Annotated in this window: 20 protein-coding genes; 8 read left to right on the top strand and 12 right to left on the bottom strand. The window is 64.0% G+C overall.

The window, feature by feature from the left end; genetic code table 11:
* Positions 1-382: 382 nt before the first annotated feature.
* Complete coding sequence (locus AB0T83_RS15035; protein ID WP_435891182.1) at positions 383-811, bottom strand: ABC transporter ATP-binding protein; 429 nt, start codon at positions 809-811, stop codon at positions 383-385.
* On the opposite strand from AB0T83_RS15035, the gene AB0T83_RS15030 reads away from it, so the two are divergent.
* Positions 801-1169 (top strand): hypothetical protein, encoded by a 369-nt coding sequence (locus AB0T83_RS15030; RefSeq protein WP_366194034.1) that lies wholly within the window; start codon positions 801-803, stop codon positions 1167-1169. The two genes, AB0T83_RS15035 and AB0T83_RS15030, sit on opposite strands and share 11 nt — an antisense overlap.
* Positions 1170-1517: 348 nt before the next feature.
* Here the strand turns inward: AB0T83_RS15030 and AB0T83_RS15025 are convergent, their stop codons facing one another.
* The 4 genes from AB0T83_RS15025 to AB0T83_RS15010 form a co-directional block, all read right to left on the bottom strand.
* Positions 1518-1658 carry a hypothetical protein gene (locus AB0T83_RS15025; RefSeq protein ID WP_366194033.1) on the bottom strand — a complete coding sequence of 47 codons (141 nt, stop codon included), beginning with the start codon at positions 1656-1658 and terminating at the stop codon, positions 1518-1520.
* A gap of 343 nt (positions 1659-2001) precedes the next feature.
* Positions 2002-2673, bottom strand: coding sequence for an ABC transporter substrate-binding protein (locus AB0T83_RS15020; RefSeq protein WP_366194032.1), 672 nt, complete (start codon positions 2671-2673; stop codon positions 2002-2004).
* On the bottom strand, positions 2634-2870 hold the full coding sequence (locus AB0T83_RS15015; RefSeq protein WP_366194031.1) for an ABC transporter substrate-binding protein: 237 nt from the start codon (positions 2868-2870) through the stop codon (positions 2634-2636). Before AB0T83_RS15015 ends, AB0T83_RS15020 begins: the two co-directional genes overlap by 40 nt.
* Before the next feature lie 104 nt (positions 2871-2974).
* Positions 2975-3115: a hypothetical protein gene (locus tag AB0T83_RS15010; RefSeq protein WP_366194030.1), complete on the bottom strand. Its 141-nt coding sequence runs from the start codon at positions 3113-3115 to the stop codon at positions 2975-2977.
* Positions 3116-3289: 174 nt separating this feature from the next.
* Between AB0T83_RS15010 and AB0T83_RS15005 the strand changes: the two genes are divergently transcribed.
* From AB0T83_RS15005 to AB0T83_RS14990, 4 genes are all read left to right on the top strand, one after another.
* Complete coding sequence (locus AB0T83_RS15005; RefSeq protein WP_366194029.1) at positions 3290-4012, top strand: FadR/GntR family transcriptional regulator; 723 nt, start codon at positions 3290-3292, stop codon at positions 4010-4012.
* A 1-nt stretch (position 4013) separates the two neighbouring features.
* The gene (locus AB0T83_RS15000) at positions 4014-4892 is read left to right on the top strand and encodes an SMP-30/gluconolactonase/LRE family protein (RefSeq protein ID WP_366194028.1); all 879 of its coding nucleotides are present in this window, start codon (positions 4014-4016) and stop codon (positions 4890-4892) included.
* Positions 4893-5269: 377 nt separating this feature from the next.
* Complete coding sequence (locus AB0T83_RS14995) at positions 5270-6070, top strand: NAD-dependent epimerase/dehydratase family protein (protein WP_366194027.1); 801 nt, start codon at positions 5270-5272, stop codon at positions 6068-6070.
* Between the two features lie 21 nt (positions 6071-6091).
* The gene (locus AB0T83_RS14990) at positions 6092-6994 is read left to right on the top strand and encodes a 5-dehydro-4-deoxyglucarate dehydratase (protein WP_366194039.1); all 903 of its coding nucleotides are present in this window, start codon (positions 6092-6094) and stop codon (positions 6992-6994) included.
* Positions 6995-7078: 84 nt separating this feature from the next.
* Here the strand turns inward: AB0T83_RS14990 and AB0T83_RS14985 are convergent, their stop codons facing one another.
* The 6 genes from AB0T83_RS14985 to AB0T83_RS14960 form a co-directional block, all read right to left on the bottom strand.
* Complete coding sequence (locus tag AB0T83_RS14985; protein ID WP_366194026.1) at positions 7079-8227, bottom strand: fumarylacetoacetate hydrolase family protein; 1149 nt, start codon at positions 8225-8227, stop codon at positions 7079-7081.
* A 136-nt stretch (positions 8228-8363) separates the two neighbouring features.
* Positions 8364-9128: a proteasome-type protease gene (locus tag AB0T83_RS14980; RefSeq protein ID WP_366194025.1), complete on the bottom strand. Its 765-nt coding sequence runs from the start codon at positions 9126-9128 to the stop codon at positions 8364-8366.
* Positions 9129-9162: 34 nt separating this feature from the next.
* Positions 9163-9981 (bottom strand): transglutaminase family protein, encoded by an 819-nt coding sequence (locus tag AB0T83_RS14975; RefSeq protein ID WP_366194024.1) that lies wholly within the window; start codon positions 9979-9981, stop codon positions 9163-9165.
* The gene (locus AB0T83_RS14970) at positions 9974-10918 is read right to left on the bottom strand and encodes an alpha-E domain-containing protein (protein ID WP_366194023.1); all 945 of its coding nucleotides are present in this window, start codon (positions 10916-10918) and stop codon (positions 9974-9976) included. Before AB0T83_RS14970 ends, AB0T83_RS14975 begins: the two co-directional genes overlap by 8 nt.
* 3 nt (positions 10919-10921) lie before the next feature.
* Complete coding sequence (locus AB0T83_RS14965) at positions 10922-12352, bottom strand: circularly permuted type 2 ATP-grasp protein (RefSeq protein ID WP_435891181.1); 1431 nt, start codon at positions 12350-12352, stop codon at positions 10922-10924.
* Between the two features lie 353 nt (positions 12353-12705).
* A complete protein-coding gene (locus AB0T83_RS14960) occupies positions 12706-13653 on the bottom strand; it encodes a lysylphosphatidylglycerol synthase transmembrane domain-containing protein (RefSeq protein WP_366194022.1) in 948 nt (315 codons plus the stop codon).
* 258 nt (positions 13654-13911) lie between these two features.
* Between AB0T83_RS14960 and AB0T83_RS14955 the strand changes: the two genes are divergently transcribed.
* A complete protein-coding gene (locus AB0T83_RS14955; protein WP_366194021.1) occupies positions 13912-15369 on the top strand; it encodes a glycosyltransferase family 39 protein in 1458 nt (485 codons plus the stop codon).
* A gap of 6 nt (positions 15370-15375) precedes the next feature.
* On the opposite strand, the gene AB0T83_RS14950 is transcribed toward AB0T83_RS14955, so the two are convergent.
* On the bottom strand, positions 15376-16266 hold the full coding sequence (locus tag AB0T83_RS14950) for a MurR/RpiR family transcriptional regulator (RefSeq protein ID WP_366194020.1): 891 nt from the start codon (positions 16264-16266) through the stop codon (positions 15376-15378).
* 93 nt (positions 16267-16359) lie between these two features.
* Here AB0T83_RS14950 and AB0T83_RS14945 point away from each other — a divergent pair, with 93 nt between their 5' ends.
* The gene (locus AB0T83_RS14945) at positions 16360-17118 is read left to right on the top strand and encodes a beta-keto acid cleavage family enzyme (RefSeq protein WP_366194019.1); all 759 of its coding nucleotides are present in this window, start codon (positions 16360-16362) and stop codon (positions 17116-17118) included.
* Positions 17115-18434, top strand: a complete 1320-nt coding sequence (locus tag AB0T83_RS14940) for an aspartate aminotransferase family protein (protein ID WP_366194018.1) — start codon at positions 17115-17117, stop codon at positions 18432-18434. The genes AB0T83_RS14945 and AB0T83_RS14940 overlap by 4 nt, the downstream gene beginning before the upstream one ends.
* Positions 18435-18440: the final 6 nt, after the last annotated feature.

Here is an 18440-nt window from a genome sequence, read left to right as displayed (position 1 = left end):
CGGCAGCCGCCGGGCGGGCGGCGTTCCGTTTCAGATCCCACCCCGCCAGGTCCCCGGCACCGCGCCCCCGCTCCCCCCCCCCCCCCCCCCCCCCCCCCGACAGGCGCTGCCATTTGTAGATCTTGTACACAGCCGTTCGGTGTTCAGGGGATCCTCGCCAATCAGGTTGGGGCGCACGAAGCGGTCCAGCAGTGCCGAGCTGACCTGCGCCGTACCGACGATGATGTGCCCCTCAGGGCCGGTATCTGTCGTAGTGGTCAACAGCGTGCTTGTAGTGTCGCTGACCGGGTCTGGATGGCCTTGTCCGTCGCTGTCGCGCACCGTTTGGGTGGTGTGGCGAAAGGTCTTGGGGGTGACAGATGTGATCTTCATCTTGAGTCCTTCAACAGGCTGGTCTGTGCGCCCGCAGGATCGGGGCGCAATATCGCCCGCATCCGCAGGCAAACGGCACAGGGTGGTCTTGCGCCCCGGCGGGTTGGTAGTGGTGGCGCTGGCGGGTGCCTCGCAGGCTTGGGATCGGAGATTGGCACCGAGCCGAGCAGCGCCTTGGTGCAGGGTGCTGCGGGTTATCGATGATCTGTTCGGTCTCGCCGATCTCGACGATCTTGCCCCGGTACATCACCGCCACGCGGTCGCAGAAATAGCGGATCACCGCCATGTCGTGGCTGATGAAAATGAAGCTCCGCCCCATTTCCGCCTGCAATCGCAACAGAAGGTCCAGAACGCGGGTGCGGATCGAGAGATCCAGCGCCGGGGTCGGTTCGTCCGCGATCGGGATGTCGGGACGGCAGGCCAGCGCCATGGCGATCATCGCCTGCTGGCGCATGCCGCCCAAGAATTCGAACGAAAGGCGATCCAGCGCCCTTTTCGGGTTGGGATTCTTGTCCTGCGCAAGGGCCTCGGCGGGCTTCGGCCTTGTCCACGTCGCGATGCAGGCGAATCGCCTTGCCGCGCAGTTCCAGCGCCGTCAGCTCGACGGTGCCGGTCTGGTCCGGCGTGAACAGGATCCGCCCGCCGTTGATGACGCCGGGACGCGGCATCATGTTCAGGATCGCGCGCGCCGTCACCGACTTGCCCAATCCGCTTTCGCCGACGATGCAGGTGGTCTTGCTGCGGAACCGGTCGAAGTTGACACAGTGCAGGACATCGAACATGCCCGCCGCGGGTAGACGACCTTGGCCAAGCTCCACGGCGCGTTCTTGTACTCGAGGGAAACAGGCCGCCAACGTCGGATCCGAAGTGTACCACGCCGATGTACATAAGGATCAGCGCAAGCAGGAAGTTCGGCGTGGCCAGCACGATGGGGCCGATGGTGGTGGCGATGTAGTCGCCGATGGAATACTTGCGCACGGCCCAATAACCAGGGATGGGAAAGGCAACTGCCCGGGTGAACAGCAGCGTCGAAAAGGCGAGGCAGAAGGTCAGCTCATGCGTTTCCAGATCAGATCCGACACCGGCTGACGCCATTCAAAAGACATGCCGAAATCGCCGACCAGAAGGATGGACACCCACTTGAATTACTGCACGTGCAGTGGCTGATCGAGACCGAAGCGGGCGCGCAGGTTGTCAACCGAGGCCTTGTCCATGATCTCGTTGGTTTTGCCAAGCTTGGCAAAATGGGTCGTCAGATTGTCGCCCGGTGGGACCTGGATCAGCAAGAATGCGACCAACTAGACGGTAAACATGAAAGGGATCATCCAGTGGATCCGCTTGAGGATGAAGCGCTGGATTGGTTTGATTTCCGGAGTTTGGGGGCGGTCCCGGCCCCGCGCAACGGGGGCCGGCAGTGCATTGTCGCAAGCCTGTGGCTTGCTCGGTGTAGAAGGAGATTTGCGGAAGGGGCGGGCTGGGGCCGGGGAACATCTACGCACCCGGCATCGCCATTGGGACGTTGCGCAGCTTGGCGTTCACGACGCCCACCTGATTGCAGGCCGTGGAAAAGCCGATGATCCCGAATTCGTCCGCGGCGATCTGGTGAATTTCGCGGAAGATGTCGAGCGCCTAGTCCCGGTCGATGCCCAGCGAGGGGGCACTCCGCACATCCTTGTTGCGCAGGACGTCGCGCATCGCCGGACCCTTGAGGGTGTGTTTGAAGTGGATCGCCATGATGTTGGAGTTTGCGGGCAGGCCATCATGGATCTTGTAGCCGCCCCTTTCCATGTTCTGCGACGGGACCGGTTTGTTGGCCGGGTTGTTGATGCGGCGCGATTGCATGTCGACGTTGCCGGCGATGGCTTCCAGAAGGATCGCCTGTGCATCCTGGACGATACCCCACAGCAGTTCATCGACGTAACGCAAAAGACAGCGGACCGTATTGACCTGCCAGAAGTAGGGGGTGCGCGCCGTTGTCACCGGGGTCGTGACGACCGAATGGCGGTTGCCGGTAATGACCCAGGAGCCTTGCGTCGGACGCTCGGAATTGGCCCAGCGGTTCGGGGCCTCGACTTCGCCGCAGTTCAGGCGGAACAGGCTGGGCCAGTCCTCGACCGCTTCGGTGGCCTCCACCTGCGATTGCGCGTCCGGGTTGTACTTCGAAAGGTACTGCTTGCAGTAGTGTTCGGCCAAGAGAACCGGTTCCTGCGCCAGTGGCGTGGCCAATTCCGTCAGGAAGGCGCCGTAGGGCGCGGCGAAGGTCAGCTTGACGGCATAGTCGTCGATCTTCTCGCCCTGCATGGCCTCGCCCCCGATGGCGAAGCGAGCCGGCGGGTTTGGGTAGAGTTCTTCGTTTTCAGCAGGTCTTCGACGAAGAACATCATATCGTCCATGGTGAACGGTTCGCCGTCCGACCACTTCAGCCCTTCGCGCAGCTTGAAGGTGAATTCCGAACCGTCTTCGCTGGTTTCCCAGCTTACCGCAACGTTCGGGACCACGGCGGAGAAATCCGGCTTCCTGCGGGACAGGCCCTGCGGGAGACAAAGCGCAGGACCGAGTTGTGATCGTTCGAGCCGGACAGGAACCGCCGGATCGTGCCGCCTTACTGGCCGACTTCGTCCAGAGGCGTGATGACCTCGGGCTGTGCCGGCAAACGCTCCTCCACGGGCGGCAGGTCACCTGCGGCCACGCGCTCCGACAACATCGGCGCTTCCTGGAAAGCGAAGGCCGAAAATGGAATCATGAATACCCCGACCGCAGTCGAGGCGAGTGTCGTCTTTCGCCAGTTCTTTCCCATGGGGCTCTTTTCTCTCGTGCGCATAGTTTGCGCTTTAAGCAAGCAACCGCCCGCACCGCATTGACAACTTGTAAAACAAATTTTTAAATGTTGTTTGTCAGGTGCAGGCAGGCGGTAGCGATGGATCTCACAGCGGCAGGGAAGTTGTTCGACGGGCAGGCGCCCGTGAAGGACCGGTTGGAAAACCAGGTCTATCGGCAACTGCTCGACAAGATCCGATTCGGCAATTTTGCCATGGGCGAACGGCTTCCCAGCGAAGCAGAGCTGTGCAGCGAATATGGGGTTTCCCGCCCGGTTGTCCGCGCAGCCCTCTCAAAACTGAGGGATTCTGGCCTGATCGTGTCGCGTCGCGGCGCGGGATCCTTTGTCAACAGCGGCGTGGGGACGGACACCCAGGGATTCGAGCCGCTGCACAGCATCGACGACATCGCCTGCTTTTTCGCGTTTCGCCGGGCCATCGAAGCCAGTTCGGTCGAGTTGGCTGCCGAAAACGCCACGGCCGCGGGCATCGCGATGCTGCGGGAAACGGTTGAAGATTCCCGGAATCTGCTAAACAAGGGCGACATCGGGATTGCGGCGGATATCAAGTTCCATACAAAAATTGCAGAGTTGTCAGACAGCAGGTTTCTAATCGAAACCATAGACATGCTGCGGCCGCACTGGATGTTCATCGGGAATTTCGTCACCAGCCTCGGCATTACCGGCGCACGCACCGGCGAGCGCATGATCGGGGAACATCACGCCATCATCGACGCGATCGAGGCTGGCGATCCCATCCGCGCCCGCGACGCGATGGTGAAACACATCCGCGGGTCCGAGCGGCGCGTGTTCAAAGGGGGATAGGGTGCCAGTCATCGAATGTGTCAGCGACGTCCGCGCGCAGGTGGGCGAGGGAGCGGTCTGGGACGACCGCGCTAATGTGTTGTGGTGGGTGGATATCCCGCGCGGCCATATCCACACTCTTGACCCGGTATCAGGACAGGAAACCCACCACGATGTGGGCGAGCCTGTGGGCTGCCTTGCGGTGCGCGAAAGCGGCGGGCTGGTGTTGGCCACAAGGTCGGGCTTCTGGTTCTACGACCCGGACACCGGCGACAAGTCGCAGATCAGCGATCCCGAGGCCGACCGCCCGATGAACCGGTTCAACGACGGGGCCACCGATGCCCAGGGGCGGTTCTGGGCCGGCACCATGCGCGACGGCGGCTCCGATGCGCCCGAGGGGGCCTTCTATCGGCTCGATCCGGACCTGACCGTGACCTTCTGGCGGGACAACATCTATACCACCAACGGGCTGGCGTTCTCTCCCGACGGAACGCGGATGTATTTCTCGGACAGCCACCCGGCGGTGCGCACGATCTGGGCCTGCCTCTATGACACTGAAACTGGAACACCCGGCACGCCCGAGGTGTTCTTCGACACAAACGCGGTCGCCGGGCGGCCCGATGGCGGCACCGTGGATGCCGAAGGCTGCTACTGGCAGGCCGGTGTCAGCGGTTGGCAGGTGTATCGTCTGTCGTCCGAGGGCGAAGTTCTGATGACCATCGACATGCCGGTGGAAAAACCGACAAAACCGATGTTCGGCGGTCCCGATCTGGATATCCTGTTTGTCACCTCGCTGAACGGCGGCTTGACCGAAGGCAGTCACCAGCCGGATGCGGGCGGCTTGTTCGCGATCACCAGTCTGGGTGTGCGCGGCATCCCGCAGACACGGTTTGCAGGGTAACGTGTCATGAAGATCACCGGCCTGCGAAGCGTCATGTGGCGCGACGGTAACCGCCCGTTCGTCCTTGTGGGCAACGACACGGAAGAAGGCATCACCGGCTGGGACGAATGCCGCCTGCCCGGCACCGCAGCTTGCCTGGGCAAGGGCCGGACGCGCCCAGGCCGGGCCATGTCAAGGATCCCTACATGCCCGTGGACGGCTATCTTGAATTGCGCCCGGAACGGCCCGGCTGGGGGGCGAGATCGATGAGAACGACTTGAAAACAGACCGCTGCATTCATGGGGAGCGCAAGCTGCCCCGCCGCCCCGATGGCGAGACCGGGTACACCTGATACCGCCCAACCTTCCCACACCCCCAAACAATCAATCGAGACCAGAATGTTGAAGAAACTCCTGATTACCGGCGCCAACGGCCAGCTTGGCGCGGAATGCCGGGCGAAGCTGAAGCCGCTTGCCGAAACAATCCGCCTGGGCGCCCGCCACGGGCTGGGCGAGGCCGCGCCGCACGAAGAAATCGTCTATTGCGATCTTGGCGACAAGGTGGCGGTCGAAGCCATGGTGGAGGGTTGTGACGGCATCGTCCACATGGGCGGACAGGCCATCGAGGCGCCGTGGGACACCATCCGCAATGCCAATATCGACGGTTTGTTCAACCTCTACGAAGGCGCGCGGAAATCCTCGGTCAAGCCGCGCATCGTCTTTGCCAGTTCCAACCATGCCATCGGCTTTCATCGCCAGACCGAACGGCTGGATGCCAAGTCCCCGACCCGGCCCGACGGGCTTTACGGGGTATCGAAGGTGTTCGGAGAGGGGCTGGCCTCGATGTATCACGACAAGTTCGGGATCGAGACCGCCAGCGTGCGCATCGGCTCGTGTACGCCCGAGCCTGACAACCACCGGGCTTTGTCGACCTGGCTGAGCTATGACGACCTGATCCGGCTGATCGTTTGCATCTTCAACGTGCCGCGCCTGGGCTGCCCGATCATCTACGGGGCCTCGAACAACGACGCCGGACTGTGGGACAATCGCGAGGTCGGCTATATCGGCTGGCAACCGCGCGACAATGCAGAGGCATTTCGCGAGAAGATCGAGGCCTCGGTCCCGCGTCCGTCGGGGGACGATGTGCTCGCGCTCTATCACGGTGGCGCCTTCTGCGGCCACGACATTCATGAAGACTAAGTTGCAAGGAAACGCGGCATGATCACTCCAACCGAATTGCGCGACATCATCCGGTCGGGGCTGCTGTCCTTTCCGGTCACCCCCTTCGAGGACAACGACCGTTTCAACGACCGCGCCTTCGCCGCGCATCTGGAGTGGCTGTCGCCCCACAAGATCGCCGGGCTGATCGTGGCAGGCGGCACCGGAGAGTTCTTCTCGCTCGCCCCGGCGGAAGTGGTCGACGTGGTGCGCACGGCCCGCGCCGCCCAGCCCGGCCAGCCGGTGATCGCGGGATGCGGATATGGCACCAGAATGGCCTGCGATCTGGCGCGCGAGATCGAAGCCGCCGGCGGGGATGGCATCCTGCTGCTGCCGCACTACCTGATCGGCGCGCCGCAGGACGGGATCGAGGCGCACATCCGTGCGGTGTGCAATTCCACCAACATGGGGGTGATCGTCTACAATCGCGGAAGTTCGGTTGTCGCTGCGGAAACGCTGGCACGGCTGGCCGATGCGTGTGACAACCTGATCGGGTTCAAGGACGGAACCGGCGACATCGACACCGTGAAGCGCATCACCGTCGGGCTGGGCGACCGTCTGGCCTATGTCGGCGGCATGCCAACGCATGAGCTGTTCGCGCAGGCCTATCGCGGGGCAGGGGTCGATACCTATTCCTCGGCGGTGTTCAATTTCATTCCGGAAACCGCGCTGAAGTTCCACGCGGCCTTTGTGGCCGGGGATGACACCACCTGTGAAGAACTGCTGCGCGCGGTCTACTACCCGTTCGCCAAGGTGCGGGATCGCAAGACCGGCTATGCGGTTTCGGCGATCAAGGCCGGCGTGGCGCTGCGTGGCTTTGACACCGGGCCGGTGCGGTCGCCGCTGACCGATCTGACCGATGCAGAGCGCGAGATGCTTGGGGAGGTTATCGGCGATCTGCGCTGACAGGCGAACGCCAGCGCGCGGCTCTGGGTCGCGAAACGATCAGGGCCGGGTATTTCCCCGGCCCTGATTGTGACCGCTCAACGGTCAGAGAAGCCCGCGGGCCGCAAGGTTGCCCATCAGCGCCCGCAGGCCAAAGGTCCACTCCGGGCAGTCGGTGGCCAGATCGACACGGTTGCGCAGCGCGCCCAGTCCGGGGGCCGAGATCGTGACCACATCGCCGATCTTGTGGGTGAACCCTTCGCCCGGCACGTCCCGATCGTCGGTAGGCGCAAACAGCGTGCCAAGGAACAGCATGATCCCGTCGGGATACTGATGGTGGCGTCCCAGCGTCTGGGCCACCAGATCGGCGGGGTCGCGGCTGATTTCCGACATGCGCGACGTGCCGTTCAGCACATAGCCCTCGGGGCCGTGCACCGTCAGGGTCAGTTCGGCCGTGCGCACATCGTCCAGCGAGAACCCCTCGTCGAACAGGCGGATCATCGGGCCGATGGCGCAAGAGGCGTTGTTGTCCTTGGCCTTGCCCAGAAGCAGGGCCGAGCGCCCTTCCACATCGCGCAGGTTCACATCGTTGCCCAGTGTCGCGCCGACGATCCGGCCCGAGGAGGCCACAGTCAGCACCACTTCTGGCTCCGGGTTGTTCCACTTCGAGATCGGATGCAGGCCGACCCGCGCACCGCTGCCCACCGAGGACAGGACCGGCGCCTTGGTGAAGACCTCGGCGTCGGGACCGATGCCGACCTCAAGATACTGCGACCACAGCCCTTCGGCGATCAGCGCGGATTTGACCTGCGCGGCCTCCTCGGACCCGGCCCTGATGTCGCGCAGGCTTTTGCCGATGGCGGTACCGACGCGGGCGCGGATGTCCTCGGCGCGGGCGGGGTCGCCGGCGGCCTGTTCCTCGATCACCCGCTCGACCATCGAACTGGCGAAGGTCACGCCGCAGGCCTTGATCGCCTGCAGGTCGCAAGGGGCCAGCAGATGCGGCGTCGCCGGATCTTCCGGGTCGGCGGACAGGATCGCGGCGGCTTCGCCCAGATCCTCGCCCTCGGCGCTGCGCACATAGGCGGCGGGATCGTCCATCTCGCAGATGTCGCGCACCAGCGGCGCCGCGGCGGACGTGATGTCGATCAGCCGGTCCCCGCGCAGCGTCACCACCGAAGGTCCTTTGGCATCGGGCCGCCAGATCCGGCCCAGCAGGCATCCATCGGGCAGGGAGGGCGGTTGATCGGTCATTCTCGGCTCCTTCGCATCCAGGCCGTGCCGGGGTCGGCGATGGCCCGCGTCCACGGCCCCGGTAAGGGCCGCGATCGTTGGGGGAAGGGATGGCCCGAACCGGCGGCGGCGTCAACTCGCCGATCGCGGCAGTCGCTCAGGACCCGGTCGCGCGCTGGACGGTCTCCGCCGGAAAGGTGAAATCGGGCAAGCCGTGGAACGCATCGCGCAGCGCGCTGCCCCAACCTGACGAGATCGTCTCGTAATAGGGATCGTCGGCCTCGATGCGGAAGATCTCGCCGCTTTGCAGGCTGCCCGCGTGGTAGACATGCACATCCAGCGGCAGGCTGACCGAGAGATTGGCCTTGATCGTCGAATCGAAGGACAGCAGCAGCAGCTTGATGGCGTCCTCGAAGCTCATGTCCGGATCATAGGCCCGCACCAGGATCGGGCGGCCGTATTTGGTTTCTCCGACCTGGAAGAAAGGGGTGTCGAAGCTGGCCTCGATGAAATTGCCCTCGGGATAGATCAGGAACAGCCGCGGTTCGCCGTCGCCCACTTGTCCACCCAGGATCATCGTCGCGTTGAAAGCCGAATTGGCCTGCTGCCCGGTCTGGGCATGGGTAGAGATGACTTCTTTCAACACGTTGCCCACCAGCGTGGCCACCTGGAACATCGACGCCGCTTCCAGAATTCCGGGATGGCGGTCGCCGGGCTGCTTGCTGCGCTCGTCCAGAAGGCTGACCACGGCTTGTGTGGTGGCCAGGTTGCCCGCCGTCATCAGGGTGATGGACCGCTCTCCGGGCACCTCCCAAGTGTGCATTTTCCGGAAGGTCGAAATGTTGTCGATGCCGGAATTGGTGCGGGTGTCCGACATGAACACCAGCCCCTTGTTCAGCATTAGGCCCACGCAATAGGTCATGGAACGCTCCTTTGGTCCCGACCCTATAAGCAGGCTATTGCTGAACCTGCAAGCTCACTTGCAATTGCTCGCCTCCGGCGCCGTGACGCACCCCCTGGATCGGGGCTGCATCGCCATAGTCGCGCCCGGCGGCAACCCGCACATAGCGGGCATCGGGGCAGATCTGGTTGGCCACATCGAAGCCGATCCAGCCCAGGGATTCGGTCCAGACCTCGCACCAGGCGTGGCTGGCGTCCTGATTGACCTGGCCATCCATGAACAGGTATCCGCTGACGTAGCGGGCGGGGTAGCCAAGTTGCCGCGCCACCGCGATCATGACATGGGCCTGATCCTGACAGACCCCGTGCCCGGCGGTCAGGGCCATTTCGGCGGTGGTTTCCGCATCCGTATGGCCGGTTTCGTATTTCACGGCCTCAGACACACGCGTGGCCAATTCGTGCATGCGGGCGATGTCGTCCATCTCGGTGCAATCTGCGCGAATCTGTCCGGCCATCTTGCGCACGGTGTTGCCCGCCGCCGTCATCGGCGTCGCTTCGGTATACAGCCAAAGCGGGGTATAGCCCGAATGCTTGCCGATGACGCCGTTGCGATCCTCGACCTCGACCACGCCTTCGCTGATGATCTCGATCCGGATGGCGCCAGCGTCCAGCCGCACCAACTCGGTCCGGTTCATGAACTGGTCGTCGAAGGCGACCTGCTTTTGCCCGCCGGTGACCGTGGTTTTCCAGTCGACCACCCGTTGGCCGTGCCCGTTGCGCGGGAACATCCGCAACTGCTGCAGCGCGTACTTCACCGGCTGGTCAAAGGAATAGGTCGTTGTGTGCGTGATGGCGAAGGACAGCGTGTCACCCATAGAAGCTGAAATCCTGTTCGATATGTTTCGCCAACTGTGTGGTATCGGCGATGAATTCCGCAAGGAATTCGTGCAACCCGTTCTGAAAGACCGACTCGATCGTGTTCTGCGACATGCGGTCCGCCATGCGTTCCGCCAGGATCTGGCTGTCTTGCCGGGTGCCGTATTCCTGCTCCAGCTGGTCCAGGTATTGCACGGTTTCAGCCACGCAGAAGGCCAGCGACCGGGGCATCCGGCGGTCGAAGACCAGGAAATCCACGATCCCCTGCGCCGAGATATCGCCCCCGTGCAACCAGCGGTAGGATCGCTGCGCCGAGACCGAATGCAGGATCACCTCCCATTGCACGTTGTCCATGCTGGAGCCGACGAAACTGGCCGAGGGCAGCAGCAGGTAATATTTCACATCCAGGATGCGCGCCGTGTTGTCGGCCCGCTCCAGAAAGGTGCCCAGCCGCGAAAACGCGAAGATGTCGTTGCGCAGCATGGTGCCGTACAGCGCGCCGCGCACCACCGAGGTGCGGTATCGGATCATGCTCAGCATATCGTGCAGGTTGCGCTCGACCACCGGGCGCGCCAGTTCCTGCTTCAGGATCATCCAGCATTCGTTGACGGCTTCCCAGACCTCGCTGGACAGGGCCGTGCGCACCTGCCTGGCGTTCGACCGTGCAAGGTCGATGGAGTTCATGACGCTGGACGGGTTGTCCTTGTCGCGCAGCAGGAAGTTGATGACATGGCTGGCGCTGAATTCATCGTACTTCTGGTTGTAGGCATTCAGCACCCCCGCCGTGGTGACGATGGATTGCCATTCGTTTGACGCGGTGGACGACCGGTTCAGGGCCATGTGCCAGCCGGCCTCGAGAAGTCGGGCGGTGTTTTCGGCGCGCTCAAGGTAACGGAACATCCAGAACAGGCCGCCTGCGGTTTTTCCCAGCATCATCGCTCAGTCCCCCAACACCCAGGTGTCCTTGGTTCCGCCCCCTTGGGAGGAATTCACCACAAGCGATCCTTGCTTCAGCGCCACGCGCGTCAGCCCGCCCGGCGTGATGTCGATCGAGTTGGGAGAGACCAGAACGAAAGGTCGCAAATCCACGTGTCGTGGTGCCAGCCCGGATTTCGCCAGGATCGGCACCGTGGACAGGGCCAGCGTCGGCTGGGCGATGTAATTGGCCGGCTTGGCGCGCAGCTTGGCCTCGAAGTCCGACAGTTCCTTCTTGTTGGCCGCCGGGCCAACCAGCATCCCGTAGCCTCCCGAGCCGTGCACTTCCTTGACCACCAACTCGCTGAGATGCTCCAGCACATAGGCAAGGCTGTCCTCTTCGGAACAGCGCCAGGTGGGCACGTTCTTCAGGATCGCCTGCTCGCCGGTATAGAACTCGATGATGTCGGGCATGTAGGAATACAGCGCCTTGTCGTCGGCAATCCCGGTGCCCGGCGCATTGGCAAGCGTGATGTTTCCGGCGCGATAGACATCCATGATCCCCGGCACCCCCAGCAGGCTTTCGGGATTGAAGTTCAGCGGATCCAGATAGGCGTCGTCGACCCGGCGATAGATCACGTCCACCGGCTGGAACCCCTGCGTGGTGCGCATCGCGATCCGCCCATCCACGACGCTCAGGTCATTACTTTCCACCAGTTCAGCGCCCATCTGGTCGGCCAGGAAGGCATGCTCGAAATAGGCGGAGTTGTGGATGCCCGGCGTCAGCACCGCCACCACCGGCTTGCGGTTGGGGGAGTTCTCGGGCGCGCAGTTGGACAGTGACCGGCGCAGCAGGCGGGGATAGGCGCTGACCGGGCGCACCTTCATCCGCGTGAACAGCTCGGGGAACATCTGCAGCATGGTTTCCCGGTTTTCCAGCATGTAGGAGACGCCGGACGGGGTGCGGACGTTGTCCTCCAGCACGAAGAAATCATCTTCGCCGGTGCGCACCAGATCGACACCGGCGATGTGGGAATAGACACCGCCGGGCGGGTTCACCCCGATCATCTCGGGCAGGAAGGCCTCGTTCTTGGCGATCAGTTCGGCGGGGATGCGCCCGGCACGCAGGATTTCCTGGCGGTGATAGATGTCGTGCAAAAAGGCGTTGATGGCGCGGACGCGCTGGTCGATGCCGCGCTCCAGCCGCGCCCATTCGCGGGACGAGATGATGCGCGGCACGATGTCGAAAGGGATCAGCCGCTCGTCGGCTTCATCCTGACCGTAGACATTGAAGGTGATGCCAATCTTTCGGAAGAAGGCTTCGGCCTCCGTCGACTTCAGCCGCAGACGCTTCAGGTCTTCTTTGCTGAACCAGTCGTAATAGACACTGTAGGGATCCCGGACCTGATCCTGCGAGATCAGCATTTCGTCGAAGCAGGGCGGTGTTGTTGTCATTTGTTACACGCCGATAAGGGTCAACCATTGACACAATAGTTTCACTATCCATCGAGCGGCGTATAGGGGGGAGAGCGATCAAAATATGAGCATTCAGGAAACCTGATGCATGACGAACTGCCGGGAAACGATTGCAGCACTCCGCGCCGATGCCGAAGAAGCTCCTGACATCGGAGCGTGGTATCTGGTCGTTTCGGCATGTGAGATGACTTCGCAACATGCTATAGTATGTTGTAATATATAGATAATATACATTAACTTAGAATTGGATTACGCGCGCGCAGGTCCGACGCGCCGCACCACCGGATGTCATGGTCTTGCCCCGGGGGCAGTGGTGCCGAATGCGTGCGCGGTCACGCGCCGGGCGCTGTCGATTTTTTTTGCGTCCGGGCCAGAAACAGCAGCAAGGCGCCCAATCCGCCGGCCGCAAACATGATTGCCTGCCAGACCAGCCCCGCCGCCACGATGCCCGCGGGATCGGCGCCGAAGGGGGCAAGGATCGCGGCCAGCACGCCCTCGCGCAGGCCCAAGCCGTTCAGGGCCACCGGCAGCACGGCGATGATCTTGGCCAGCGGCCAGGCAAACAACCAGGGACCCGCACCCACGTCGGCCCCTGCGGCGGTGGCCAGCCAGAAGGCCAGCAACACAAGCCCGGTCTGCACCGCCAGCGAGGCTGAGAACACCAGCGCCAGAAGTCCGGGCTGGCGCAGCAGATCGCCTAGCGACGCCACGGTCTTGCGCGCAAACCGCTGTCCCGGCAGACGCGGTGCCAAACGCCACAGATGATCCACCAGCCAGGGCAGCAGCAGCAGGCCGACGAACACCGCGCCGACGAACAGCGCGGCCACTAGCAAAAGGCCGGCATCGCCGCCGCCCTCCGCTGCCATCATCAGGCCGACGACGGAAATGGTCAGCAGTGACACCATGTCGATCAGGCGATCCGCCGCCGCCACCGCCACCACCCGCGCGCCGTCGCGCGCCGATGATTGCGCGATGGCCGCGCGCACCGCGTCGCCGCCAATGGCGCCGGGCAGGCAAAGGTTGGCTGCAAGCCCCGAGAAATGGGCGCGAATGGCCACGGTCGCCGGGATGATCCGGCCCAGCAGGCACCACCATTTCAGGGCCGCGCCCACATGGGCCAGCAGGAACAGGATCAGCACTTGCACGAACACCCCGGCGGGCAGTGCCTTCAGCGCATCGAAGATGGCGTCGTCAGGCAGCAGCCAGAACAGGAGGGTCAGGGCAACGGCCGAGCCGGCAATCCGCACGAGCCAGGATTTGGTGGTTTTCGACATCGCCATAATACACGACCCCTGAAGGCAAGACACACGCGGCACGCAACGGCCTGAAAAACGGCAACCGCACAATATGGCGCGTCGCGATGACGCAAAGTTAAGTGCGATGCAAGAGACACTCGATTGAGTCGCCGAACCATGCCATAGATCTGCCTGTCATGCCATGAATGCGGCAGTGCCCCACGCGGGTCATGACGGACTGGTAAACAGCGGCCCCGGAACCTGCCGGATTTCCCGGGCCGACGTGTGTGTAGGTGATCGACAGTGTCTGGGCAGAGCGGGACCAAATCTGAATACGCGATCCTTGCGGGGATCCTTGTGCTGGCCCTGGGGCTGCGCCTTTTCGGGGCCAATGCGCCGCTGTGGTTTGACGAGCTGACGACCCTGCACACGCATCTGCGCCTGCCCTGGTCGCAGATGATGCATGACTTCGAGATGAACCATCACTACCTGTTCAGCCTGCAGGCCAAGGCGGCGATGGCGGTCTGGGGCGAGGCACCCTGGGTGCTGCGCCTGCCCTCGATCCTGTTCGGCACCGCGACGGTGGCCGCGGTTTGGGTGCTGGCGCGCGATGTGCTGGGGGTGCGGATCGCGCATGCCTCGGGGCTTTTGGTGGCGCTGTCCTATCACGAGGTCTGGTTTTCCCAAAACGCGCGCGGCTACGCGGAACTGGCGTTCTGGTGCACGCTGGGGCTGATCGCCTTCCTGCGCGGGATGACGGGCATGCGCCTTGCGCCGTGGCTGTGGTTCGGCGGCGCGCTGGCGGCGGCGGGATTTACCCATCTGACCGGCACCACCTTCTTTCTGGCGCTTGGCGTGCTGTGGCTGGCCACGGTGGCGGTCCGGGCCCTGCGCGGCCGGATGGCGCGCGAAACGCTGGTGCAGCCGCTGATCGGGGCCGGGCTGGGGCTTGTGGCTCTGGCGGCGGTGTATCTGCCGATGGTGCCCAGCATGCTCGACACCGTGGGCGGGGTCAGCGGCACCTCGGCGGTCGATCCGATGAAGGAATACCAGAACCCGCTGTGGACGGTGCTGGAGGGCGTGCGCACGGCCCTGGGCAGCGGTGGCGGGCTGACCGCGCTGGTGGCCCTGGCGGTGCTGGTGGTTTGCGCTGCCGGGGCGTGGCGGGCGCATCCCCGCGCGCCGCTGTTTGCGCCAGCCGTGGTGCTGCACATCGTGGTCACCATCGGCCTGCTGATGGCGGTGAACATGCGCATCTGGCCACGGTTCTTCTTCGTCGACATCGGGCTGATGATGATCCTGATCGTGGCCGGGGTAGCACAGTTTTCCGACTGGATTGCCGCGGCACTGGGGCGTGACCGTCTGGGTCCCTTGCTGTGGCGGGGCGGTGTTGTAGCCATGGTGCTGATCTCGGCGGGGCTGCTCAGCCGCAATTATCTGGCCCCGAAGCAGGATCTTGCGGGCGCGCTGGCCTATGCGGAAAGCCAGCGCCAGCCGGGAGAGCGGGTGTATTCGCTGGGGCCGGGCGGCGTTCTGTACCGCAGTTTCTTCGGGGCGGATTGGGGCGAGGTGCGGACCTCGCCGGAATACATGGCGATGATGGCTGACCCTGCGCCGGTGCTGCTGGTGGTGCCGTTCCCACAGCGCGTGCGCCGCGCCATCCCGGAATTCGCGGCAGATCAACAAGGCGTCTTGCAGGAGCTGGCCTTGCTGCGCGGCACCCTGGGCGACGGCAATATCGTGATCCTGCGCCGCCCTTGACAGGCGCTACCCGCGCAGCTTGGGCGCGCGGGGCGGTTTCCAATAGGCCCCGGTGGTATCGCGCAGGGCCTGATAGCGGGTCATCCGGTCTTGCGCCGCAGCCCCGCCGTCCTCGAACAGATGCCCGACAAGGCAGTCCAGCACCGCCATCGCCCCGGCATAGCAGTCAAAGCCATGCGCACTGCGGGTGGCCACGTGCAGCACGATGTCGGGGTCGATCCTTGGGGCGATGACCTCGCTGTCCGACAGCAGGATCAGGGTCGCGCCGCGTTCCCGCGCCAGCCGCATCGACTGGATCGTTTCCGTGGAATAGGGCGAGAAGGTGATCGCCAGCAGGCAATCCTCAGGACCGATGTCGAGCAATTCGTCGGTGGCGGCGCCCATGTGGCGGGGGATCAGTTCCAATCCCGGCAGCGCCATGCGGCCCACATAGTGCAGGTAATAGGCCAGCGCGTAGCTGCCGCGCGTCGCGGTGACATAGGCGGTGCGGGCGCGGGTCAGGGCATTGACCGTGCGGCTCAGTCGATCCTGGGACAGCAGGCGTAGGGAGCGGGTCACGATGTCGATCTCGTTGCGGGCCATGGCGGCCTGTGTCTGGCTGGTCTGGGTGTCCTGCTCCAACCGCTGCAGCCAATCGCCGCTTTGCGTGCCGGGGTCCGAGGCCAGCGCCTGCCGGAAGGGCGCGCGGAAAGCCTCGAAGCCGGGAAATCCCATCTTCTCGGCCAGCCGCACCAGGGAATTGGCGCTGACCCCGGTTTTCCGGGCGGTGACGCGGATCGGGTCCAGCCCGAAATCGCCGGGGTGATCGATGATGTACTTGGCGACATGTTTCAGGCGCGGCGGCAGCTCGTCGATCTGTGCTTTCAGGCGGCGAGTCAGGTCGGATTGCGGATCCATGCCCCATAAAGAACAAATGTTCTGAAAATGGCAAATTGAAAACGAACGCGGGGCAGGCGATCTGTGGGGCTAATTGCAGAAAGGCGTCCGCCCATGTCCCAGACCTATATCCTTGCCGCGCCGAACGGCGCGCGCCGTGGTCACGCCGACCATGCCGCGCTGCCGGTGACGCTGGACGAGATCACCGCCACGGCTGGGGCCTGTTTCGCTGCTGGCGCACAGGGGCTGCACCTGCATGTGCGCGATGACGACGGTCAGCATTCGCTGGACGCCGGACGCTATACCGAAGCACTGGCCGAGCTGTCCCGAGCCGTACCGAAGATGGACCTGCAAATCACCACCGAATCCGCAGGCAAATTCGACGTGCCGGACCAACTGGCCTGCCTGCGCGCGGTGCAACCGGGCTGGGCATCGATCTCGGTGCGCGAGGTTGCGCGGGCGCCGGATCTGGCCGATACGCTGTACGGAACCTGCGCGGCGCAGGGCACGCGGGTGCAGCACATCCTGTATGGTGCCGAGGACGCAAGCCTGCTGGCGCGTTGGAAGGCCGAAGGCGTCGTGCGCCCCGAACAGGTCGAGCGCATCTTCGTGCTGGGCCGCTATACGACGGGCCAGGTGTCCACACCCGCTGATCTGGACGTTTTCACCGCGTCGGGCTTGCCCAATTCACCGTGGATGGTCTGCGCCTTCGGGTCGCAGGAACACGCCTGTCTTGCTGCCGCCGCCGCCATGGGCGGACAGGTGCGGGTCGGTTTCGAAAACAGCCTGACCGATGAAAACGGCAGCGCCTGGAAAGATAACGCGGCCTCGGTCGCGGCCCTTGTCACCCGTCTGGAAGGAGCCCGGACATGAGCCATGTTTTCCCCCGCCACACCAAATCCGTCCTGCCCGTCGCCGCCAGCGGCGATGGTGCCTACCTGATCGACGATCAGGGCAAGCGCTATCTGGATTGCGGCGATGCGGCCGTGTCCTGCCTGGGCCATTCCAACCCTGCCGTCATCGCCGCCGTGCAGGCACAGGTGGAAAAGATCGCCTTTGCCCACACCGGGTTCATGACCTCGCAACCCGCCGAGGCGCTGGCCGATCTGCTGATCGAACACGCGCCGGGCGATCTGGACCGGGTCTATTTCGTCTCTGGCGGCTCCGAAGCCACCGAGGCCGCGATCAAGCTGGCCCGCCAGTATTACATGGAGATCGGCCAGCCCGAGCGCTGCCACGTCATCGCCCGCCGCCAAAGCTATCACGGCAACACGCTGGGCGCGCTGTCGGCCGGGGGCAACGCATGGCGCCGGGCGCAATTCGCGCCGCTGCTGGTGGACATGACCCATATCGCGCCCTGCTATGAATATGCCGAGAAAGCCGAGGGCGAGTGCAGCTTCGACTACGGCCAGCGCGTCGCCAACGAGTTGGAGACCGAGATCCTGCGTGTCGGCCCAGAAAAGGTCATGGCCTTCATGGCCGAGCCGGTGGTCGGCGCGACGCTGGGGGCGGTGCCCTCGGTGGACGGCTATTACAAGCGCATCCGCGAGATTTGCGACCAATACGGCGTGTTGCTGATCCTGGACGAGGTCATGTGCGGCATGGGCCGGACCGGCCATCTGTTTGCCTGCGATCACGACGGCGTGGTGCCCGACATCCTGTGCATCGCCAAGGGGCTGGGCGCTGGCTATCAGCCCATCGGCGCCATGCTGTGCAGTGCTCGCATTTATGCGGCGATCCGCGACGGGTCGGGCTTCTTCCAGCACGGGCACACCTATGTGGGTCACCCGGTGGCGACGGCGGCGGCCCTTGCGGTGGTGACGGAACTGACCACGCGCGACCTGCCGGCGCGTGCGGCACAGATGGGCGAAAAGCTGCAATCGGCGCTGGAAGCCGCGCTTGGTCAGCATCCCAACGTTGGCGACATTCGTGGGCGCGGGCTGTTCCGGGGGATCGAACTGGTGGCCGATCGCGACAGCAAGACCCCACTGGATCCGGCGCTGGGGACAGCGGCCAAGGTGAAAAAAGCGGCCCTGGCACAAGGGCTGATCTGCTATCCGATGTCGGGCACCCGTGACGGTAAGCAGGGCGATCACATCCTGCTGGCCCCGCCCTTCATCATCGAGGACGACCAGATCGACGAACTGGTCACCAAGCTGACCGCCGCCTTGACCGAGGTTTTGGGCTGATCTGAC

It is taken from the genome of Meridianimarinicoccus marinus (assembly GCF_040689105.1).
GTDB classification, from domain to species: domain Bacteria; phylum Pseudomonadota; class Alphaproteobacteria; order Rhodobacterales; family Rhodobacteraceae; genus Meridianimarinicoccus; species Meridianimarinicoccus marinus.
This window is presented reverse-complemented; position numbering and strand designations above follow the sequence as displayed.